The organism is Paraburkholderia sp. RL17-383-BIF-A (assembly GCF_046028015.1).
GTDB lineage: Bacteria > Pseudomonadota > Gammaproteobacteria > Burkholderiales > Burkholderiaceae > Paraburkholderia.
Map to the genome: position 1 here is coordinate 65435 of NZ_JARESR010000011.1, position 15581 is coordinate 81015.

The following is a 15581-nucleotide window of genomic DNA, read 5'->3' on the forward strand; positions in this document are numbered from 1 at the left end:
GCGATTTAACCTGCTCGCTGTTTAGCGCCACGCTTGTCGCTTGCGTCGCGCTTCTCGGAAGGTGTCGACGATACGACGTTGCCGATGGACCCGGCATGCAAAGGGACCATGTTCTGCGCGATGATCTTCTCGATCTCGGCGTCTGCCTGCGCGCCGTATTCGGCAAACACGTCTGTGCGATACGACGTGTTCGTCGCCGCGCCGAGCTGCGGGCCCGTGTCGTCGCGCGTATCGACATCGACATCCATCGACAGGCCGATGCGCAGCGGATGCGCCTGGAGTTCCTTCTGATCGAGCTGGATACGTGCGGGCAGACGCTGGACGATCTTGATCCAGTTGCCCGTTGCGTTCTGCGCCGGCAGGCTCGCGAATGCGCTGCCCGTACCCGCCGAGAAGCCGACGACGCGGCCGTGATACTTAACCTTACCGCCGTACACATCGGCCGTCAGCGTGACGGGTTGACCGATACGCATGTTGCGCAACTGGCTTTCCTTGTAGTTCGCGTCGACCCACACGCCGTCGAGCGGCACGATCGCCATCAACGGTGTGCCCGACGACACGCGCTGGCCGACCTGCACCGATCGCTTCGCGACATAGCCAGTGACGGGCGCCGGCAACGTGTTGCGCGCATAGGCTAGATACGCATCGCGCACTCTCGACGCGGCGGCTTGCACGTTCGGGTGCTGTTCGATCGTCGTGCGGTCCGTCAACGCACGGTTGGCTTGTGCCTGTTGACGCGCGGCGTCGAGCGCGGCCCGCGCGGCCGTCATGGTGTCGCGCGCGTGCGCGATGTCTTCGGCCGACACGGCGCCCGTCTCGGCAACGGTCTGGCGGCGGCGCAGATCGTCCTGCGCGCGAGCCAGATCGGACTGCTTCTGGGCGACGTTCGCCGCATAGAAATCGTTGTTCACGTACAGGCTGCTCACCTGCCGTACGGTCTGTCCCAGTGTCGCCTCGGCGTTGCCGAGCGCGACTTTCGCATCGGCGTTGTCGAGCGTGACGACCGGGTCGCCGGCCTTCACGATCTGCGTATCGTCGGCATTCACGGCGACGACGGTGCCGGCCACCTGCGGCGTCAGTTGCACGAGGTTGCCGCTGACGTATGCATCGTCGGTGGATTCGTGATAGCGCGCATAGGTCATGTAATACGCGCCATAGGCCGCCGCCGACACGACGACGGCCACGCCGAGCAGCGCAAGCAGCGCCTTGCGCTTGCGTGTGTTGGGTTCCGTTGCAACAGAAGCCTTCGTCTGTGCCGCGTCATGTTTCGCGCCCGCCACTTGGGTCTCCTGGCGCTCCGTTGCATCGATTTCGCTCATTTCAAGTCTCCAGACAGAATCGGTAGGCAGCTGCTCAGCGCGCGGCGACGACAGGCGTGCTGGGTGCGGACGCGTCGGCGCGCGGCGCTGCTCCGGCGTTTTCGTTCGAGGTATCGACGAAACCGCCGCCCAGCGCAGAGGCCAGTGCAATCTGCTGGTCGAGGCGGTTCATGCGCAAATTCGCGACACTCTGATTGGCGGAAAGCGCGTTGACGTCGGCATTCAACACGGTCAATTGATTCGTGAGACCGGCCTTGTATTGCACCAGCGCGAGTTCAGCGGCTTTGCTAGCGGCGTCTTGCGCGGTCTGCGCATCGACAAGCTGCGCATCTGTCGAACGCAGGTCGGCGAGTTGCGTTGCGACTTCGCTCAACGCTGCGACGAGCGCCTGGTTGTAGGTCGCGACGGCATAGTCGAAATCGGCATAGCGGCCCTTCAGTTGCGCACGCAGCTCGCCTGCGTCGAAGATCGGCAGGTGGATTGCCGGACCGACCGACGCCGTGCGGCTCGCTGCCGTCAGAAAGCGGCCGAAGCCAAAAGCGTCGAGTCCGATTGCAGCGCTCAGGTTGATGTCGGGATAGAACTCGGCCTTCGCTTCCTTCACGCCATGCGTCATCGCGTCGACGCGCCAGCGCGCAGCGACGATCTCCGGGCGGCGACTTACGAGATCGGCCGGCAGGTTGTCCGGCAGGCGCACTTCGTCGCCAATGCCAAGCGTCGGCCGTGCGATCTGCAGGCCACGGTCGGGCCCCGCGCCGAGCAGCGCGGCGATCTGATAACGCGTCGTGAGGATCTGCCCATCGAGCGATTTCAGCGCAGCACGGCTCGTTGCAAGATTGGCCTGCGCGGTCTTGCGTTCAACTTCCGTTTCAAGGCCCGTCGCGATCCGGCCCGCGGTAATACGATCGATATGTTCGCGCTGCGTGATTTCCTGTTGCGCGATATCGCGCAACGCATACAGACGCGCGAGCCGGTTGTACGTGCGGGCAATCGACGTCGTCAGAGTCAGCTTGACGATTTCGACGTCGGCCTCGCTTGCCTGAAGCTGCGAGATCGCCGCTTTGAGCGCTTCGCGGTTTTTCCCCCACAGATCTAGATCATAGGAAGCGCTCAGCAGGCCTTTGTTCTCCGTCTGCCACGAGCCACCAAACGGTGGCGGTATGAATGTCGTATTCGAGAACTGTTGACGTGTGAGCGAATAGCTCGCGTCGACGCGTGGCATCGTGCCCGCCCGCGCCGTTTCGCTGTATGCCGATGCAGACGCAACGCGGGCATGCGCCTGGTCGAGCGTCGGGTTGCTCCTCAGTGCTTCGTCGATCAGCGCCTTGAGTTGCGCGTCGCCGAACTGGTCAGCCCAATTGGCGCCGGGCCAATGTCCCTGTTCGGCAGGAAGGCTTTGCTGCGTCGCGTACTGCTGCGGATCGGCCGTTTTCGCGTCGCTGTGAATGCCGGCGTAGTTCACGCACGCCGACAGCACCGCCGCTAACATCGCCGAGACACCCAGCTTGGGCACGCGTGATGCGCGCTCTCCGGTGTGTGACTGAATGCTCATTTTCTGGCCTATCGGATCGTTGAGTAAAAGAGTTCTTCGTAGAGAAACGCGGTGCACATCTAGTGCGACCTCGACGACATGCAGTGCAGCCTAAACAGCGACGGTCCCGGCGAGTCGGCTTCGCGTGGCCTTGGGGGGCATACATTCGGTCCTTGCGAGCGCAAAGAGCGTCTTGATGCCTGTCCACGGATTCCTTAAGCAGCGGCGTACCTGTTCACTACGTCCAACGCCTAGTACACACCATGTGCAGAAGTGTTCGCAGTTATTGGTCAGCAACCGATATTGGTCTTCGCCGAGGCGGGATCTAGCCCTCGCCACAGCATCAGTTCCGGTATAGATGGCGTCTGGTTCAGAGCGAACTTTTATTCCCTTTCCTGCTGCAAAACGGTGCAGCGGAATATATTCAATGGGGCGTCGTTTCGCGGAATGATGAAAGCCCCCATAGTGAATAACCTGTCCATTCCCGACATAAATTCCGTGGTGTGTATAGCCTTCCCGCTCACTGACAAGATGGGCACCAACCGCGATGACGCGTTCTGCGCCGGTCAACGCCGGCGAAGTTGCGAGCCAATCAACATATGGAGTTTCCATGGCGAGCTACCAATGTCATATCCGTGATGAGTTCAGCACTACCGGCGAAACTTTTCATCAACACATCAAAGAGCCAATTTCCCCCCAAGGGCGGAAGGCAAAGCGAGTCCTTCCGAGGAGCCTCCCCTCAGGAAAAGTGGGCCACTTCATCACAGTGGATTTACATTCACCGGCCGTCGACAAATGGGCGGCCAGGCAGATGGAGCGGCGCGGTCGCCTCAATCACATCCATGCGGATTGCCAATCCAGTTAAATGTCCGCTTGCGAGCCGGGTCTTTCAGTTCTCGTGCTTCGCTGGCTATGGGAGAGCGCGTTCAGGAGGCAGATATCAGACTCAGAAAATGCCGCTGAACGAGACAGCAACTGCAAGTCCGACACTGACCGCGGATAGCATGATCCAGCCTACAAACACCGACAGGGGTCCGAGACGCAACATGACGCCCTCCACTAGCGACCTCAACGACCTGTCAAGTCAGTCGAGTCAATCGCGAAGCCATGTTGGAATAGTAGGCGCCGAGTCCCGACCTCGGTAGATACGCATCGGACCACTCACTGTTGCCGCGTAGACACCAATAGGTGCAGCCACGGTACCGCTCGCCGAAGCTGTCGGGATATGTACGATTTCGTCGACCACAATGGCTCTTTGAAGAGGTAAGTGATTAAAGCCCTCAGCCGGTCATTACCGACGCAAATATCTTTGTGCAATGTGAGTGCGGTTTGTGACCGCGAAGCATATCGATAATGTGATCGCACCACATATGGGGTCCATGAGTAGCCTCACGCCTGACGCCCGTTTTCCAGATCGTCCGGATTGAATTCCCCCAGGCAGAATGGGTTGAGCGCCCGAATCTCCTCCGTCATGAAATCAACAAGCACGCGAATGCGCGACGGCAGATTCTGTCGGCAGAGATAGCAGATGTAGTGGCCCCGGTCGTCCGGCAAGTACCGCCTTAAGGCCATGACGAGTTCGTTGCGCGCGACGTAATCACATATCTGATAGCCCGGCATCTGGGCAATTCCGCGACCTTCCAGGACTGCCCGCAATACCAGGTCTGCATCATTGAACGTCAATCTGGCGGTCGGCAGATACTTTCGCATATGTCCGTCGACCTTGAAATCCCACTCAAAGACGCGACCGTTGGATCGCAGGTTGATACAGTCGTGCTGCGCCAGATCTTCCAGCGTAGAGGGTAGTCCCCGCTCTTCGGCATAAGCAGGGGATGCGCAGAGTACCCTCTGCATTGGAATGAGCTGTTTCGCAATGATGCTCGAGTCCTCAATGAACCCATCGCGAAACGCGACATCGATCTGTTCTGCAGCGAAATCGGCGGGCCTGTCATCCAGGCTTAGATCTACCGCGATATCCGGGTAAACCTCGGAAAACTTGAAAAGCAACGGAGCAACCACCTTGCGTCCAAATCCAACTGTCGAGCGGATTCGAACGAAGCCACGAGGTGGACCTTGGCGGAGGTCCAGCATGTCGTTCATTGCCTCGACGATATGGGTCACGCCCTGGTTGCAGTTCTCGAAGAACCTTTCGCCCTCCTGCGTCAGGTTTGTGGTCCTTGTCGTTCGGAGAAAAAGGCGAGTGCTTAGCTGTGTTTCAAGCTTCTGAACATTTCGACAGACGGCCGAGCGTCCAATCCCCAATCGTTCCCCGGCTTTGACGAAGCTTCCCTCGGTCGCGACCGCCATGAACGCGATGATCCCCGCGTAGCTGGTCGCGAAACAGGTAGACAAGGCATCAGCGTTATTTGGTATGCCAACGCGAAAGCCTCGCTGTGATGTATCCGATTGATCCATTGATGGCCCCACTACTGACACATGAACGGGTGAGTCGTCCAGGGCGCCAGCATGCGTTCTCGCGCCGACAACGACTATTCGTGCTACAGCTGGTGACCGTGATTGACGCGGCCCGGGCGAGACGGGGAACGCCTATGAATGCAGCTCGGGGACCATCGCACAGCAGTCCGGGACCAACGCTTTAGCCGGACAGATACCGCCGGCTGCTTCAAGGACGGTCAGGATTTCCTTACAAGTGTTCCTTATTCCGCTCTGTCTGACCCGTCGAGACGGCCGCATACGGCGCCGTCAGACTGCGGTCTGACGTGTAGAAGTCTAGCACTTGCCTGGTGCAAAAAAATTGCTGAACTCGGCCGCTATCATCTGGCCGATGCGATTGGGTTCACTCAATTTTCATCTGCTTCGCCCGGCTCGATGGAGACCCGCCCGTCTTGATATCCGACGTCCATCCACACGCCCGCGCGCGATCCACGAATCGATCAGCCATCTTGAGCGCGTGTCGCGCGCGTTTCAGTTTCGTATGACCAATTTGGATTGGCGCCAAACCGGAAACATCATGTCTCCCTGGACGACTCTACCGTTGCCATTCGCGCTCATCTACCATGGGACGGCGTTGTCCCGTCGCCGACCAGAAATCGGGGCGAGCGAGAGGTCACCCCATTTACTATATGATCGTTCGTTCCATTCAACGCCTCGAAGTCCCGGAGACCGTGCTTGCTCCTGCGAGTGCGGGCCGCACCGATAAGGCAGGCTTCGACAAATTGACGGCTGAGAGCCGGAACGCGCTTCACTGAACTCGAGACCGCACCATGGACGACAAGAAGCTGCAAGCTCCCCCGCTTTCTCTCCTCGACAGGTATCGGGGCCGGGATTTTCGTCCACTGTACACAACCACTGTCACCGTTTCCGGCGGCGAGACGGGACACGGTCGTGCATCTGGTGTGGCTCGTTCAGATGACGGAAATCTTGTCGCGGAACTGCGGCTACCCACTGAGTTCGGCGGCCCCGGTAACGGGACCAATCCCGAGCAGTTGTTCGCGGCGGGTTTTGCGGCGTGCTTTCACGGGGCGCTAAACCTGATCGGGAAACGCGCTGCAATGGATATCCACGATGCTGTTGTGGAAGTGCAGGTTGCGTTCGGTCGTGATCCCATGGATGGAGGCTATGCATTGGTCATCGATGTTCGGGTTCGGATGCCGGGCGTTGACCGAGGCGTAGCGGAAGAGATGGTTCGGACCGCTGAACGCCTGTGTCCGTATGCGAAGATGGCCAGACAGGGGACTGTCAATATCGTGACCGTTGTTGATTGACTCAACGCCTCTCGCGCGACAGCAACGTGTGATTGTCTGTTGAAGACGTTCATTGCCGCTGCCGCACGTGACTGACGCACTCCGCTCACCGCAACAGCCAGGGCGGCGCCAACAGGTTAGCCGAAGGACGCTTGCGGGTTACCCGCTGCCAACGCTTCGGTACGGTTCGGCGCCGGCGGGTAGATCCACTGCGTGTTGATCATCTGTTTGCGTGTCTTTCCTTCTGCGTGCGTCAGTTTGATCTGTCTATCCCAGCCTTCCGAGTAAATAGCCCCCCACTCGCCGAGGTCGAGGCAGGTCGCATAGAACGGCTGCCTGTATTCGAGTGTCGGAACGCCGATCAGGTCTGCTGCCACGTTGTGCCCACCGAATTGCCCCATCACGATAGCGTGTTGACAGGACATCAATGCATAGTGCCCGTCGTCGTCGCTCCGAGCTCGCGCAACATCGCCCGCTACAAATACTTCAGGTGCTTCTGGAACGCGAAGATCAGGTGTGACCTCGACACGTCCAAGTGGGTCAAGATGCGAGGAAACTTGCGCAGTCAGCGAGCTGGCACGCATTCCACCCGCCCAGATCACGGTCATGGCTTCGATACGGTTACCCGCCGCAGTGCGAACCCCGTCCGCGTCGACCGACACCACGCCAGATCCAAGTACCGTCTCAACGCCCAGCGAGTCAAAAGCTTCAGATACATACGGTCGAGGATTGGCGCCGAGATCGGGACCGATATCGTCCTGGGATCCGATCACGACCACGCGGACTGCCGCGTCGGCGCCAAACAACTCGCGGATTCGCTTAGGCAATTCAGTTGCGACCTCGATACCCGTAAAGCCACATCCGACAACTGCAATAGTGTTGCGTGCCGGCGAATCCGGCCGTTTCGCCAGTTCTCTTAAGTGGTTGTCGAGCACTACCGCGTCCTCGATACGATCGACAGAGAACGCGTACTCCGCCAGGCCCGGAATTGGTGGCCTGTTCAACCTGCTGCCACTGGTCAACAGCAACCGGTTATAGGCGAGCGAAAGCGTCGACCCGTTGGCCGACACGACACTTACCGTTTTGTCATGAACGGATATCGCTTCGACACTGCCTTCCAGAAACTTTACGCCCACGACGTCCAGAAGCGGACGCAGCGGTGCAGCCATCCGCTGCGGCTCGCTTTCATACAGCCGCGGACGGATCTGCAATTCGGGCTTCGGAGAGATCAATGTGATTTCAACGTCACTGGTCCTTACGCCAGCACCATCGAGGACGCGAGCTGCGCCTAGTGCACCCCACACTCCAGCGAAGCCGGCACCCACTATCAGGATTTTCTGCGACATGATGATTGCCTTCGGTTGAAAAATTACGAAGTCGACGATAAGCACCGAACTCATAGCAACGGGTGCCTGCTTTATTCAGCGGCGAGTGTCGAGATCGCTGAGCATGATTCCCGAACTCGGAGAACGATGGCGGCCGCGCACGCAAGCGACGTTACAGACGTCGCTTGCGCGGCACCGTCAGGACAGATCGTAGGCTCGGACATCGAAGGGCAGTAGCCCCGCGAGCGAACTCATCATGTTGCCTCGAGTGCAACAATCAACGAGACGGTACGACAGTGGTATCAATCGCCCCGCTTACGTCCTTTGCGCAAAACCGAGTCGATGTCCGAGTGTGAGTGTGGGCAATTGCCCGTAGATGACATGCGCAGTGAAAGGGCGGCGCTTTCCGACGGGCGGAGTCCTTGATCTGTCTTTGATTGGTGCCGGACGGGAAACGCCGTGTGTCTGTTTGGATGTCTACCGCAACAGACGGCACCCGCCTACGATCACGATGTGCTTTAACGAGCATAGCGCATGCTCAGGGCACATCCGGCCCGCAAAATGCACTGTCGGAGTCCACTTCAACCAGCGACACCGAGGATGACTGTCCATCGGAACCAGCGCTGCGACGGACAGTTGGACCCACGCGCCGGCCACCCGTGGTTGTCGGCCTCAATGCAGCCCGAACGCGGGTCACTAAAGTGCGAGTTGATCGTGGGAATATCGCGAATCAGGTCGATTCATCCGCGAAAAATCCCAGGTTTTTCCTCACCTGCATTCGAACCCGCTTGGGGTATCGAGTGGTCGACAAAGGATAGCAAACCATGAAAATCGTCGTCATCGGCGGCACCGGCCTGATCGGCTCGAAGGCCGTCGTCATTCTTCGCCAGAACGGGCACGAGGTCGTCGCCGCCTCGCCAAGAAGCGGAATCAACAGCATCACAGGAGAGGGGCTCAAGGACGCCTTGGCCGGCGCGCAGGTGGTGATCGACCTCGCTAATTCACCATCGTTTGATGACAAGGCGGTATTGGAATTCTTCGAGACCTCCGGCCGAAACATTCTCGCGACTGAGGCCGCAGCAGGTGTCCGGCACCATGTTGCGTTATCCATCGTCGGAATCGACCGGACGCCCGACAATGGCTATTTCCGCGCCAAGGTCGCGCAGGAGAAGCTGATCGAGACCTCCGGCATCCCCTACACCATCATCCGCTCCACGCAGTTCATGGAATTCCTCGGCGGTATCGCCGCGTCGAGTGCGGATGGAAACGTAATCAGGGTTTCGCCAGGCCTGTTCCAGCCCATCGCGGCTGACGACGTTGCCGCGATCGTTGCCGATGTGGCGCTCACGGCGCCGCGAAACGGCATCGTCGAGATCGCTGGCCCGGACCGAGCGCCGTTCAACGAAATCATCGCCCGCTATCTGACGGCCACCGGCGATCCGCGTGAGGTCGTAAAAGACCCCGAGGCACGATATTTCGGCGGCCTGGTCGAGAAGCATTCGCTCGTGCCTCTGGGCGAGGCGCGCCTCGGCCGCATCGGTCTCGACGAATGGCTCCAATTGATTGACATGACTAGCTAACCATCATGCGTACCATCCAGATCCTGCTTCAAACGACCATCCTGCCTTGCAGCGACGACTGGTCGATCGCGCGATTCAGCCGCCTGGCGGAATTACTGAAAACACATCAGGATCCTGAAGGGCGCGTGACGTTCAGGGTCGTTGCTCGGGACCGCGAGCGGCTCGGGCAACCGGACCCGATTCTTTCCCGACTCGATGAAACCGGGTTCGACGAGTTGTGGTTGTTTGCCGTTGACGAAGGCGACGGTCTGACCTCCGAAGATTGCGAGGGGATCACGCGATTCCGACGGGCAGGTCGTGGTTTGTTGGTCACCAGGGATCACATGGATCTGGGCAGTTCGCTGTGCAGTTTGGGCGGGGTGGGCAAGGCACATCACTTCCACACGCGCAATCTCGACCCCGACCAATCCAGGCGTGTGGCGGACGACCCATTCTCACCCCACATCTCCTGGCCCAATTTTCACTCGGGCACAAACGGAGACTTTCAGGAAGTCACGATTGTTGGACCCACCCATCCCGTATTGGCAGACCCTGACTCTCCTGGTGGCGCAATCCGGTTCCTGCCCGCACACCCCCATGAAGGTGCCGTCGACGCTCCTGAGCATGAACCGGCTCGAGTGATCGCACGAGGCAAAAGCAAAGTAACAGGAAAGAGTTTTAATCTTGCAGTCGCATTCGAACCTTCGGTCCGCGGAGGTCCCGCAATCGCCCAAAGTACTTTTCATCATTTTGCGGACTACAACTGGGACACGCGACTGGGTTGCCCGAGCTTTGTGACCGAACCTCCTGGGAACGGGATGCAGACCGAGCCGCAAGCCCTTCGGGACATCCACCGTTACTCGGTCAACCTCGCGCTGTGGCTGGGTGGAGCGCTCCGAAGCTGATTGCGCACAACCGGACTATCGAAGTGAGCCATCGGCGCTGCACCGAGTTCAAATCGCATTCAGATTCGCTTCATGCGCCATCAACGCAAACGATTTCTTAATTCACCAGAAACAAGTACTGATAAATCTCATGCTGATCTTTCCCGCTCGAATGCTACGACCACGACAAAATCATTTCCACAGGATTACCCAATGTTTACCCATGAGTTGCTTTCCCAGTATGGAACGTTGATCGTATTCTTCAGCGTGCTAGCCTCGTCGCTCGGTCTACCGTTTCCCTCCATCACAGCCCTGATGACGGTCGGCGCGAGCATCGCTACTGCAAGATATGACCTCGCGCGCGCACTGCTCCACTTCGCCATTCTGCTCGCCGCCGCCGTTTCCGGTGGAGTTCTTGGCGACTTGCTCTGGTTTCAAGGCGGCAAGCGCTACGGCAGACGCGCCCTTCAGTTGGTATGTAGGCTGTCGTTCGTGAAGCAATCGAGCGTTGCCAGGTTCGAGTGCTTCTTTTCTCAACGTGGCGCGCGTGCATTAATGATTGTCCGTTTCGTGCCCGGCCTTTCGTTGGTCGCCGTTCCTCTTTGCGGAGCAATGGCAATTAAAACGCGCTCCTTTATTTTGCACGACTGCGCCAGCGTATGCATATGGGCATGCGCTGGTCTCCTCGCAGGTGCGCTGCTGGCCGATCGACTCCACGGATTGTTCGCACGCGTTCACCAATCTGGATGGCAGGTGTCGTTGTTGGGCATCGTCGCGGTGGGTCTTCTTTGCCCTGTATGGTTTGCTCATAGGGCTCGCACACGCCCCCCGGTCGTAGCCAGGCAAGCGGGCACGCCCCTCTGTGCCGCCGACATCGCGGGTTATTGCTGATCAACGCGGGACCACAGCGGCACGAACACCGCAGGCCCTCACTCAAGCGTCGAATAGCCCGGATTCGTCTGGTCCGATATTCGTAAGCCTTGTCTTGTCTCGTCACCAGGCACATGGTTTCGCGCAAACACAGAATTGAGTCTTCAGTCTCACTGCCTTGCAGCACCCCATGGTTGGTCGAACCGGGAGTGGAAATTTGAGCAATGCCAGACTCAGACGTCTGCTCATACGCATTGTTTGCAGGATTCGCGAGATCATCAGGATTGTCGAAGGTCGCGAGTGCGACCTGGCTAAGGCAAGCGTAGCGCCGTTACAAAACGAGGCGGTCAATACCCCGTCAGGGCCAACGGAGAACGACGTGATTCGTGTCACTTCTCGGAAATCGACTCGCGCACAGGCGTTTGAACACACGGCGCTGACACACTGGCAACGTTTGATCGAGGTCCCGTTGGCTTGTGCCGGTCTGGACGTCGTGAGCCGCCTGTCACAGCTAGACGAGCGCTCTTCCGTTCGAAGAGTGACGTCCGCGCGTGTCGACGCGGCGCCATTGGGACGATAGACCCGGCGGCACAGTGTGAGCCAAGGTCTGGTGATGGGTGTCGTGCCCTTCAATGAAGATGAAATGGACCCAGCCGCGCAAAGCATGGCCGCGGCCCTACGCGAGAGCGCATGAGCAGCTCAACCGAGGCAAGCCGGCACCTGTTGACGCCGCTTACGGCAAAGTCTAATGCTTCCGATCTCTGTGGCGGATGCATCTGGGCGCGCTTTACCTGCGCAGATCCGCCGGAAGTGGAAGCGGCTCGCGACGACGCGAACGCCGATGCCCTTGGCAAGCCAAACGGGCAAAATCAGAGCGTCGCCGCACGAGCGTGCTTACTTCTCCGGCACGAGAACAGGCGCACCCTTGTTCTTCAGAAGAAGCACGATGAACTTCGCGGGTTGCGTCTGGCTCGCGTTGCGCCCGACGGTGTGCACGTCGTTAGGACCTTCATAGAAAGTCTGTCCAGGCGTGAGCGTGACCTCCTTGCCGCCCTTGACCTGCATCACGATCGAACCCTCCAGCACATAGACGAAGGCGTCCGCGTAATGCCGATGAACTGGATCGACAGAACCCGGCGGATAGGTCACGGTGATCATCAGCGCTTCCTTGCCCGGAAAGTCGTCGAGCGGCTTTGTCATCAGCGGTGTCACGACGGCTTCAGGAGCCGCCGCACAGGCCCCGCCGATATGCGCGCCCGCGACGACGAGCATTACGATTGCGGTGTTCTTTAGTGAAAACATGATGTGCCTGCCAAATAACGCGTTCCGCACATGCGGAACGACGGTGGAAAGGAACAGAAGAACCAGACGGTTCAGGTGAGGTTAGCCTTGTCGAGGCCGAATACCTTGTCGGCCGAACCCGGCACGGTCCTGAATGCGACGTTCGCGCGGTTCCATGCGTTGATCGACATGATTTCGTACGTCAGGTCGGACAGTTCCTTCTCGGAGAACTGGGTACGCACGCGTTCGTAGATATCGTCCGGCACGCCCAGCTCGGCAAGCTTGGTCAACGCTTCAGTCCACGCGAGTGCGGCGCGCTCGCGCGGCGCGAAGAGCGTCGATTCGCGCCACACCGCCAGGTGATGGAGTCGCAGTTCACGCTCGCCGTGCAGGCGTGCTTCCTTGACGTGCATGTCGACGCAAAAGCCACAGCCATTGATCTGTGACGCGCGGGTCGAAACGAGATCGCGGATCGATTGTTCGATTGCGCTGTCCCTCAGTTGATTGCTGAACTCAAGGAATTTCTTGAACAGTTCCGGCGATTGCTGAATGTAGTTGATACGCTGTGTCATGGACTTCTCCTGGTGAGTACTCGCGCCTGGCGGATGTCGTCAGCGGCAATGCGCCGCACGAAGTCATCGTAGGTCGACGTGGCGTAGCGCGGTAGACCCGCAAACGGGATCACGGTGTTGTCTCTTTGGCACCAATCAAACGCAACCTGGCGCGCACAGGCAGGAGAAATAGCAGCGTTCAGGTGTTGCAGTGTGCCGCGGCGATACGCGCCAGCTTGTCGGGATTACGCTGCACGAGAATACGGACGATGCGCGTGCCATCCGTTTCGAATGACTGCGCCGATTCGAGCTCGCCCTCGACAAATCGCAGCAGCGCCCATTGACCATTGAGCATCACGAGCTTGACGCGGAGTTCGCTGCCGTAGCGCCGGTACGAGGCGTAGAAAAGCTGTGCGATGCGCCGGCCGCCCACCATCGGCTTCGGAAAACTCGGCACCTTGCCGCCGCCGTCGCCGATCAGCATTGCGTCGTCGGTCAGCAAGGCATTGATCGCGGTGAAATCGCCGCGCTCCAGCGCCTGCGCGAACGTCTGCAGCAGGCGGAGATGCGTTTCGCGCGGCACGGCATAGCGTGGCCGCTCTTCGCGTAGTTGCGCTTTGGCGCGGCTGACCAGTTGGCGGCACGCGGCCTCCGTCTTGCCGATGGTTTCGGCGACTTCGTCATAGTCCGCGTCGAATACCTCGCGTAGCAGGAACGCTGCGCGTGCCTCCGGGGTCAACCTCTCGAGCAGCATCAGAAAAGCCACGGAGACGTCGTCGGCGCGTTCCTTGACCCCTTCTGGCGTAGCAGAAGGGTCGGTCATTTCAGGTTCCGGCAACCATATACCTGAATAATGCTCACGTTGAATTTTTGCGGCGCGAAGACGGTCGATGCACAGGCGCGTCGCAACCGCGACGAGCCACGCCTCAACATTTTCGATGGCCTCCCGGGGCGCCGCATGCCAGCGCAGCCAGACGTCCTGCACGATATCTTCGGCCTCGGCAATCGACCCCAGCATCCGATACGCAATCTTGTGTAACCGAGGGCGAAGCCCATTGAAGGCACGAGCGTCGTCATTCATGAACATGATCTCTCCAGCCGTGTGAATACATGAGCGCCGGTCCAATAACGCTCTGACACCAGGATATTGCCACGCATGGAATTGAGGTGGCCGTGTGAGACGTTGTTGGCCGGATGGTCCGAGCATAGTGCGACGCCGGAATCGAACCTGGCCGTCCGCATATGCATGTCTTGCCTTCAACAGAAGACCAAAAACGGACGCTTCGGTGTTGTCTAAAGAACAACAGTCACAACTTGGGTCAACCATTTAGCATGAAGTCTGACGAAAGATTTTTCGGTCATATGTCACAGAATTCGAGCGTGCAACGTCTTAGTGGGGAGCGGTCCGGACGGTACCAATTGGACGAGGAACGTGGCGCTGCTGGGTGCGCACGTTGTCCGCGTCCTTTTTCACTACTCACCTACGGTAGCCTGAGACACAAAAATGCACCTTGGAAAATCCTATAAGCTATTGGAGTTTTTGATCTGGACTCGGCGACAAATCTACGGACTTCTCGTTTGCGGTTCTGTACCGGTCGTTCTGTACAAGTTTTTCGGTCTTACATGGCTGTCGGTACCTCTGACGATTGTGGTTTTGCTCGGAACCGCAACGTCGTTTATCGTTGGCTTCAAAAACGTTCAGACATACAACAGGGCAATGGACGCCCTCGACATCTGGATTGACATCTTGAGCAGAAGCCGCCGCTGGGGCCAGGCCGCACGGGATCTTGTCAAAGACGAAGACATTTCCCGAAAACTGGTGTATCGACACCTTGCCTGGCTGACCGCGTTGAGATATGAACTGCGTCGACCCCGTATCTGGGAAAGCACGAGCAGGCGTCCCAACGCTGAATATCGTCGGTTCTATCGTGTGCCGGAGTGGGAAAGAGACATTAGCGAATTATTGCCAGAATATTTGTCTCCCTCGGAAACCGCGCAAGCCCTTTCCTCCACTTCTATCGCTACATTCATTCTGAGCCTGCAAGGCGCTTCGCTCAAGATGCTTCACATTGCGGGGCACCTGAATTCAAGCTTCTATATGGAGCTCCAAAAGGCGGTTGGGGATTTCATGGATCTCCAGTCGAGATCGGAACGTTTCAAGAATTTCCCCTATCCACGTCAATATGCAACGGTCAGTTCGCTATTCGTGAGGTTCTTCTGTTTGCTTTTTCCATTCGGGCTGCTTCACGAATTCGATAAGCTGAATGATGGAGTGAGTGGCTTCATGCATGGCAACATGGTATGGCTGGTGGTGCCATGCAGTGTCGCAGTATCGTGGATGTACACGTCGCTCGAACAAGTTGGGGAAAGCACGGAGAATCCGTTTGAAGGCGGCGCAAATGACGTTCCCATTTCAACGCTGTGTAGCATCATTGAGCGCGATCTGAAAGAGATGCTCGGAGAACATGCGGACGATCTATCGAGCCAGACAATCATTGCGCTATAGAGAATACCGGTACAAGCGTCGGGGTTCCCTAGCGGAAACTTCATCGATTAC

Annotated in this window: 13 protein-coding genes; 5 read left to right on the forward strand and 8 right to left on the reverse strand. The window is 58.6% G+C overall.

Translation table 11 applies throughout. The features are described 5' to 3' along the window. Positions 1-5 precede the first annotated feature (5 nt). From P0D71_RS15190 to P0D71_RS15205, 4 genes are all read right to left on the reverse strand, one after another. Positions 6-1319, reverse strand: coding sequence for an HlyD family secretion protein (locus P0D71_RS15190; protein WP_408480802.1), 1314 nt, complete (start codon positions 1317-1319; stop codon positions 6-8). 34 nt (positions 1320-1353) lie between these two features. Continuing rightward, entirely contained in the window at positions 1354-2871 is a 1518-nt protein-coding gene (locus P0D71_RS15195; RefSeq protein WP_408480804.1) for an efflux transporter outer membrane subunit, read from the reverse strand. Between the two features lie 90 nt (positions 2872-2961). After that, the gene (locus P0D71_RS15200) at positions 2962-3462 is read right to left on the reverse strand and encodes a lecithin retinol acyltransferase family protein (RefSeq protein ID WP_408187487.1); all 501 of its coding nucleotides are present in this window, start codon (positions 3460-3462) and stop codon (positions 2962-2964) included. Between the two features lie 777 nt (positions 3463-4239). Next, the gene (locus P0D71_RS15205; RefSeq protein ID WP_091805805.1) at positions 4240-5265 is read right to left on the reverse strand and encodes a LysR family transcriptional regulator; all 1026 of its coding nucleotides are present in this window, start codon (positions 5263-5265) and stop codon (positions 4240-4242) included. 809 nt (positions 5266-6074) lie between these two features. Between P0D71_RS15205 and P0D71_RS15210 the strand changes: the two genes are divergently transcribed. Beyond that, positions 6075-6575, forward strand: coding sequence for an Ohr family peroxiredoxin (locus tag P0D71_RS15210; protein ID WP_091805803.1), 501 nt, complete (start codon positions 6075-6077; stop codon positions 6573-6575). 116 nt (positions 6576-6691) lie between these two features. Here P0D71_RS15210 and P0D71_RS15215 read toward each other — a convergent pair whose 3' ends face one another. After that, positions 6692-7900, reverse strand: a complete 1209-nt coding sequence (locus P0D71_RS15215) for an NAD(P)/FAD-dependent oxidoreductase (RefSeq protein WP_408295226.1) — start codon at positions 7898-7900, stop codon at positions 6692-6694. A gap of 803 nt (positions 7901-8703) precedes the next feature. Here P0D71_RS15215 and P0D71_RS15220 point away from each other — a divergent pair. The 3 genes from P0D71_RS15220 to P0D71_RS15230 all read left to right on the forward strand — a co-directional run bounded on the left by P0D71_RS15220 (position 8704) and on the right by P0D71_RS15230 (position 11213). Then, positions 8704-9459 carry an SDR family oxidoreductase gene (locus tag P0D71_RS15220; protein WP_408480806.1) on the forward strand — a complete coding sequence of 252 codons (756 nt, stop codon included), beginning with the start codon at positions 8704-8706 and terminating at the stop codon, positions 9457-9459. 5 nt (positions 9460-9464) lie between these two features. Beyond that, positions 9465-10343 (forward strand): hypothetical protein, encoded by an 879-nt coding sequence (locus tag P0D71_RS15225; RefSeq protein ID WP_408480808.1) that lies wholly within the window; start codon positions 9465-9467, stop codon positions 10341-10343. A 72-nt stretch (positions 10344-10415) separates the two neighbouring features. After that, positions 10416-11213: a DedA family protein gene (locus tag P0D71_RS15230; protein ID WP_408480809.1), complete on the forward strand. Its 798-nt coding sequence runs from the start codon at positions 10416-10418 to the stop codon at positions 11211-11213. A gap of 873 nt (positions 11214-12086) precedes the next feature. On the opposite strand, the gene P0D71_RS15235 is transcribed toward P0D71_RS15230, so the two are convergent. From P0D71_RS15235 to P0D71_RS15245, 3 genes are all read right to left on the reverse strand, one after another. Continuing rightward, positions 12087-12494, reverse strand: coding sequence for a cupin domain-containing protein (locus P0D71_RS15235; RefSeq protein WP_408295024.1), 408 nt, complete (start codon positions 12492-12494; stop codon positions 12087-12089). Between the two features lie 71 nt (positions 12495-12565). Next, positions 12566-13045 (reverse strand): carboxymuconolactone decarboxylase family protein, encoded by a 480-nt coding sequence (locus P0D71_RS15240; RefSeq protein WP_408480810.1) that lies wholly within the window; start codon positions 13043-13045, stop codon positions 12566-12568. Between the two features lie 178 nt (positions 13046-13223). Beyond that, positions 13224-14105, reverse strand: coding sequence for an RNA polymerase sigma-70 factor (locus P0D71_RS15245; RefSeq protein WP_408295223.1), 882 nt, complete (start codon positions 14103-14105; stop codon positions 13224-13226). A gap of 423 nt (positions 14106-14528) precedes the next feature. Here P0D71_RS15245 and P0D71_RS15250 point away from each other — a divergent pair, with 423 nt between their 5' ends. Next, on the forward strand, positions 14529-15530 hold the full coding sequence (locus P0D71_RS15250) for a bestrophin family protein (protein ID WP_408480812.1): 1002 nt from the start codon (positions 14529-14531) through the stop codon (positions 15528-15530). Positions 15531-15581 lie beyond the last annotated feature (51 nt).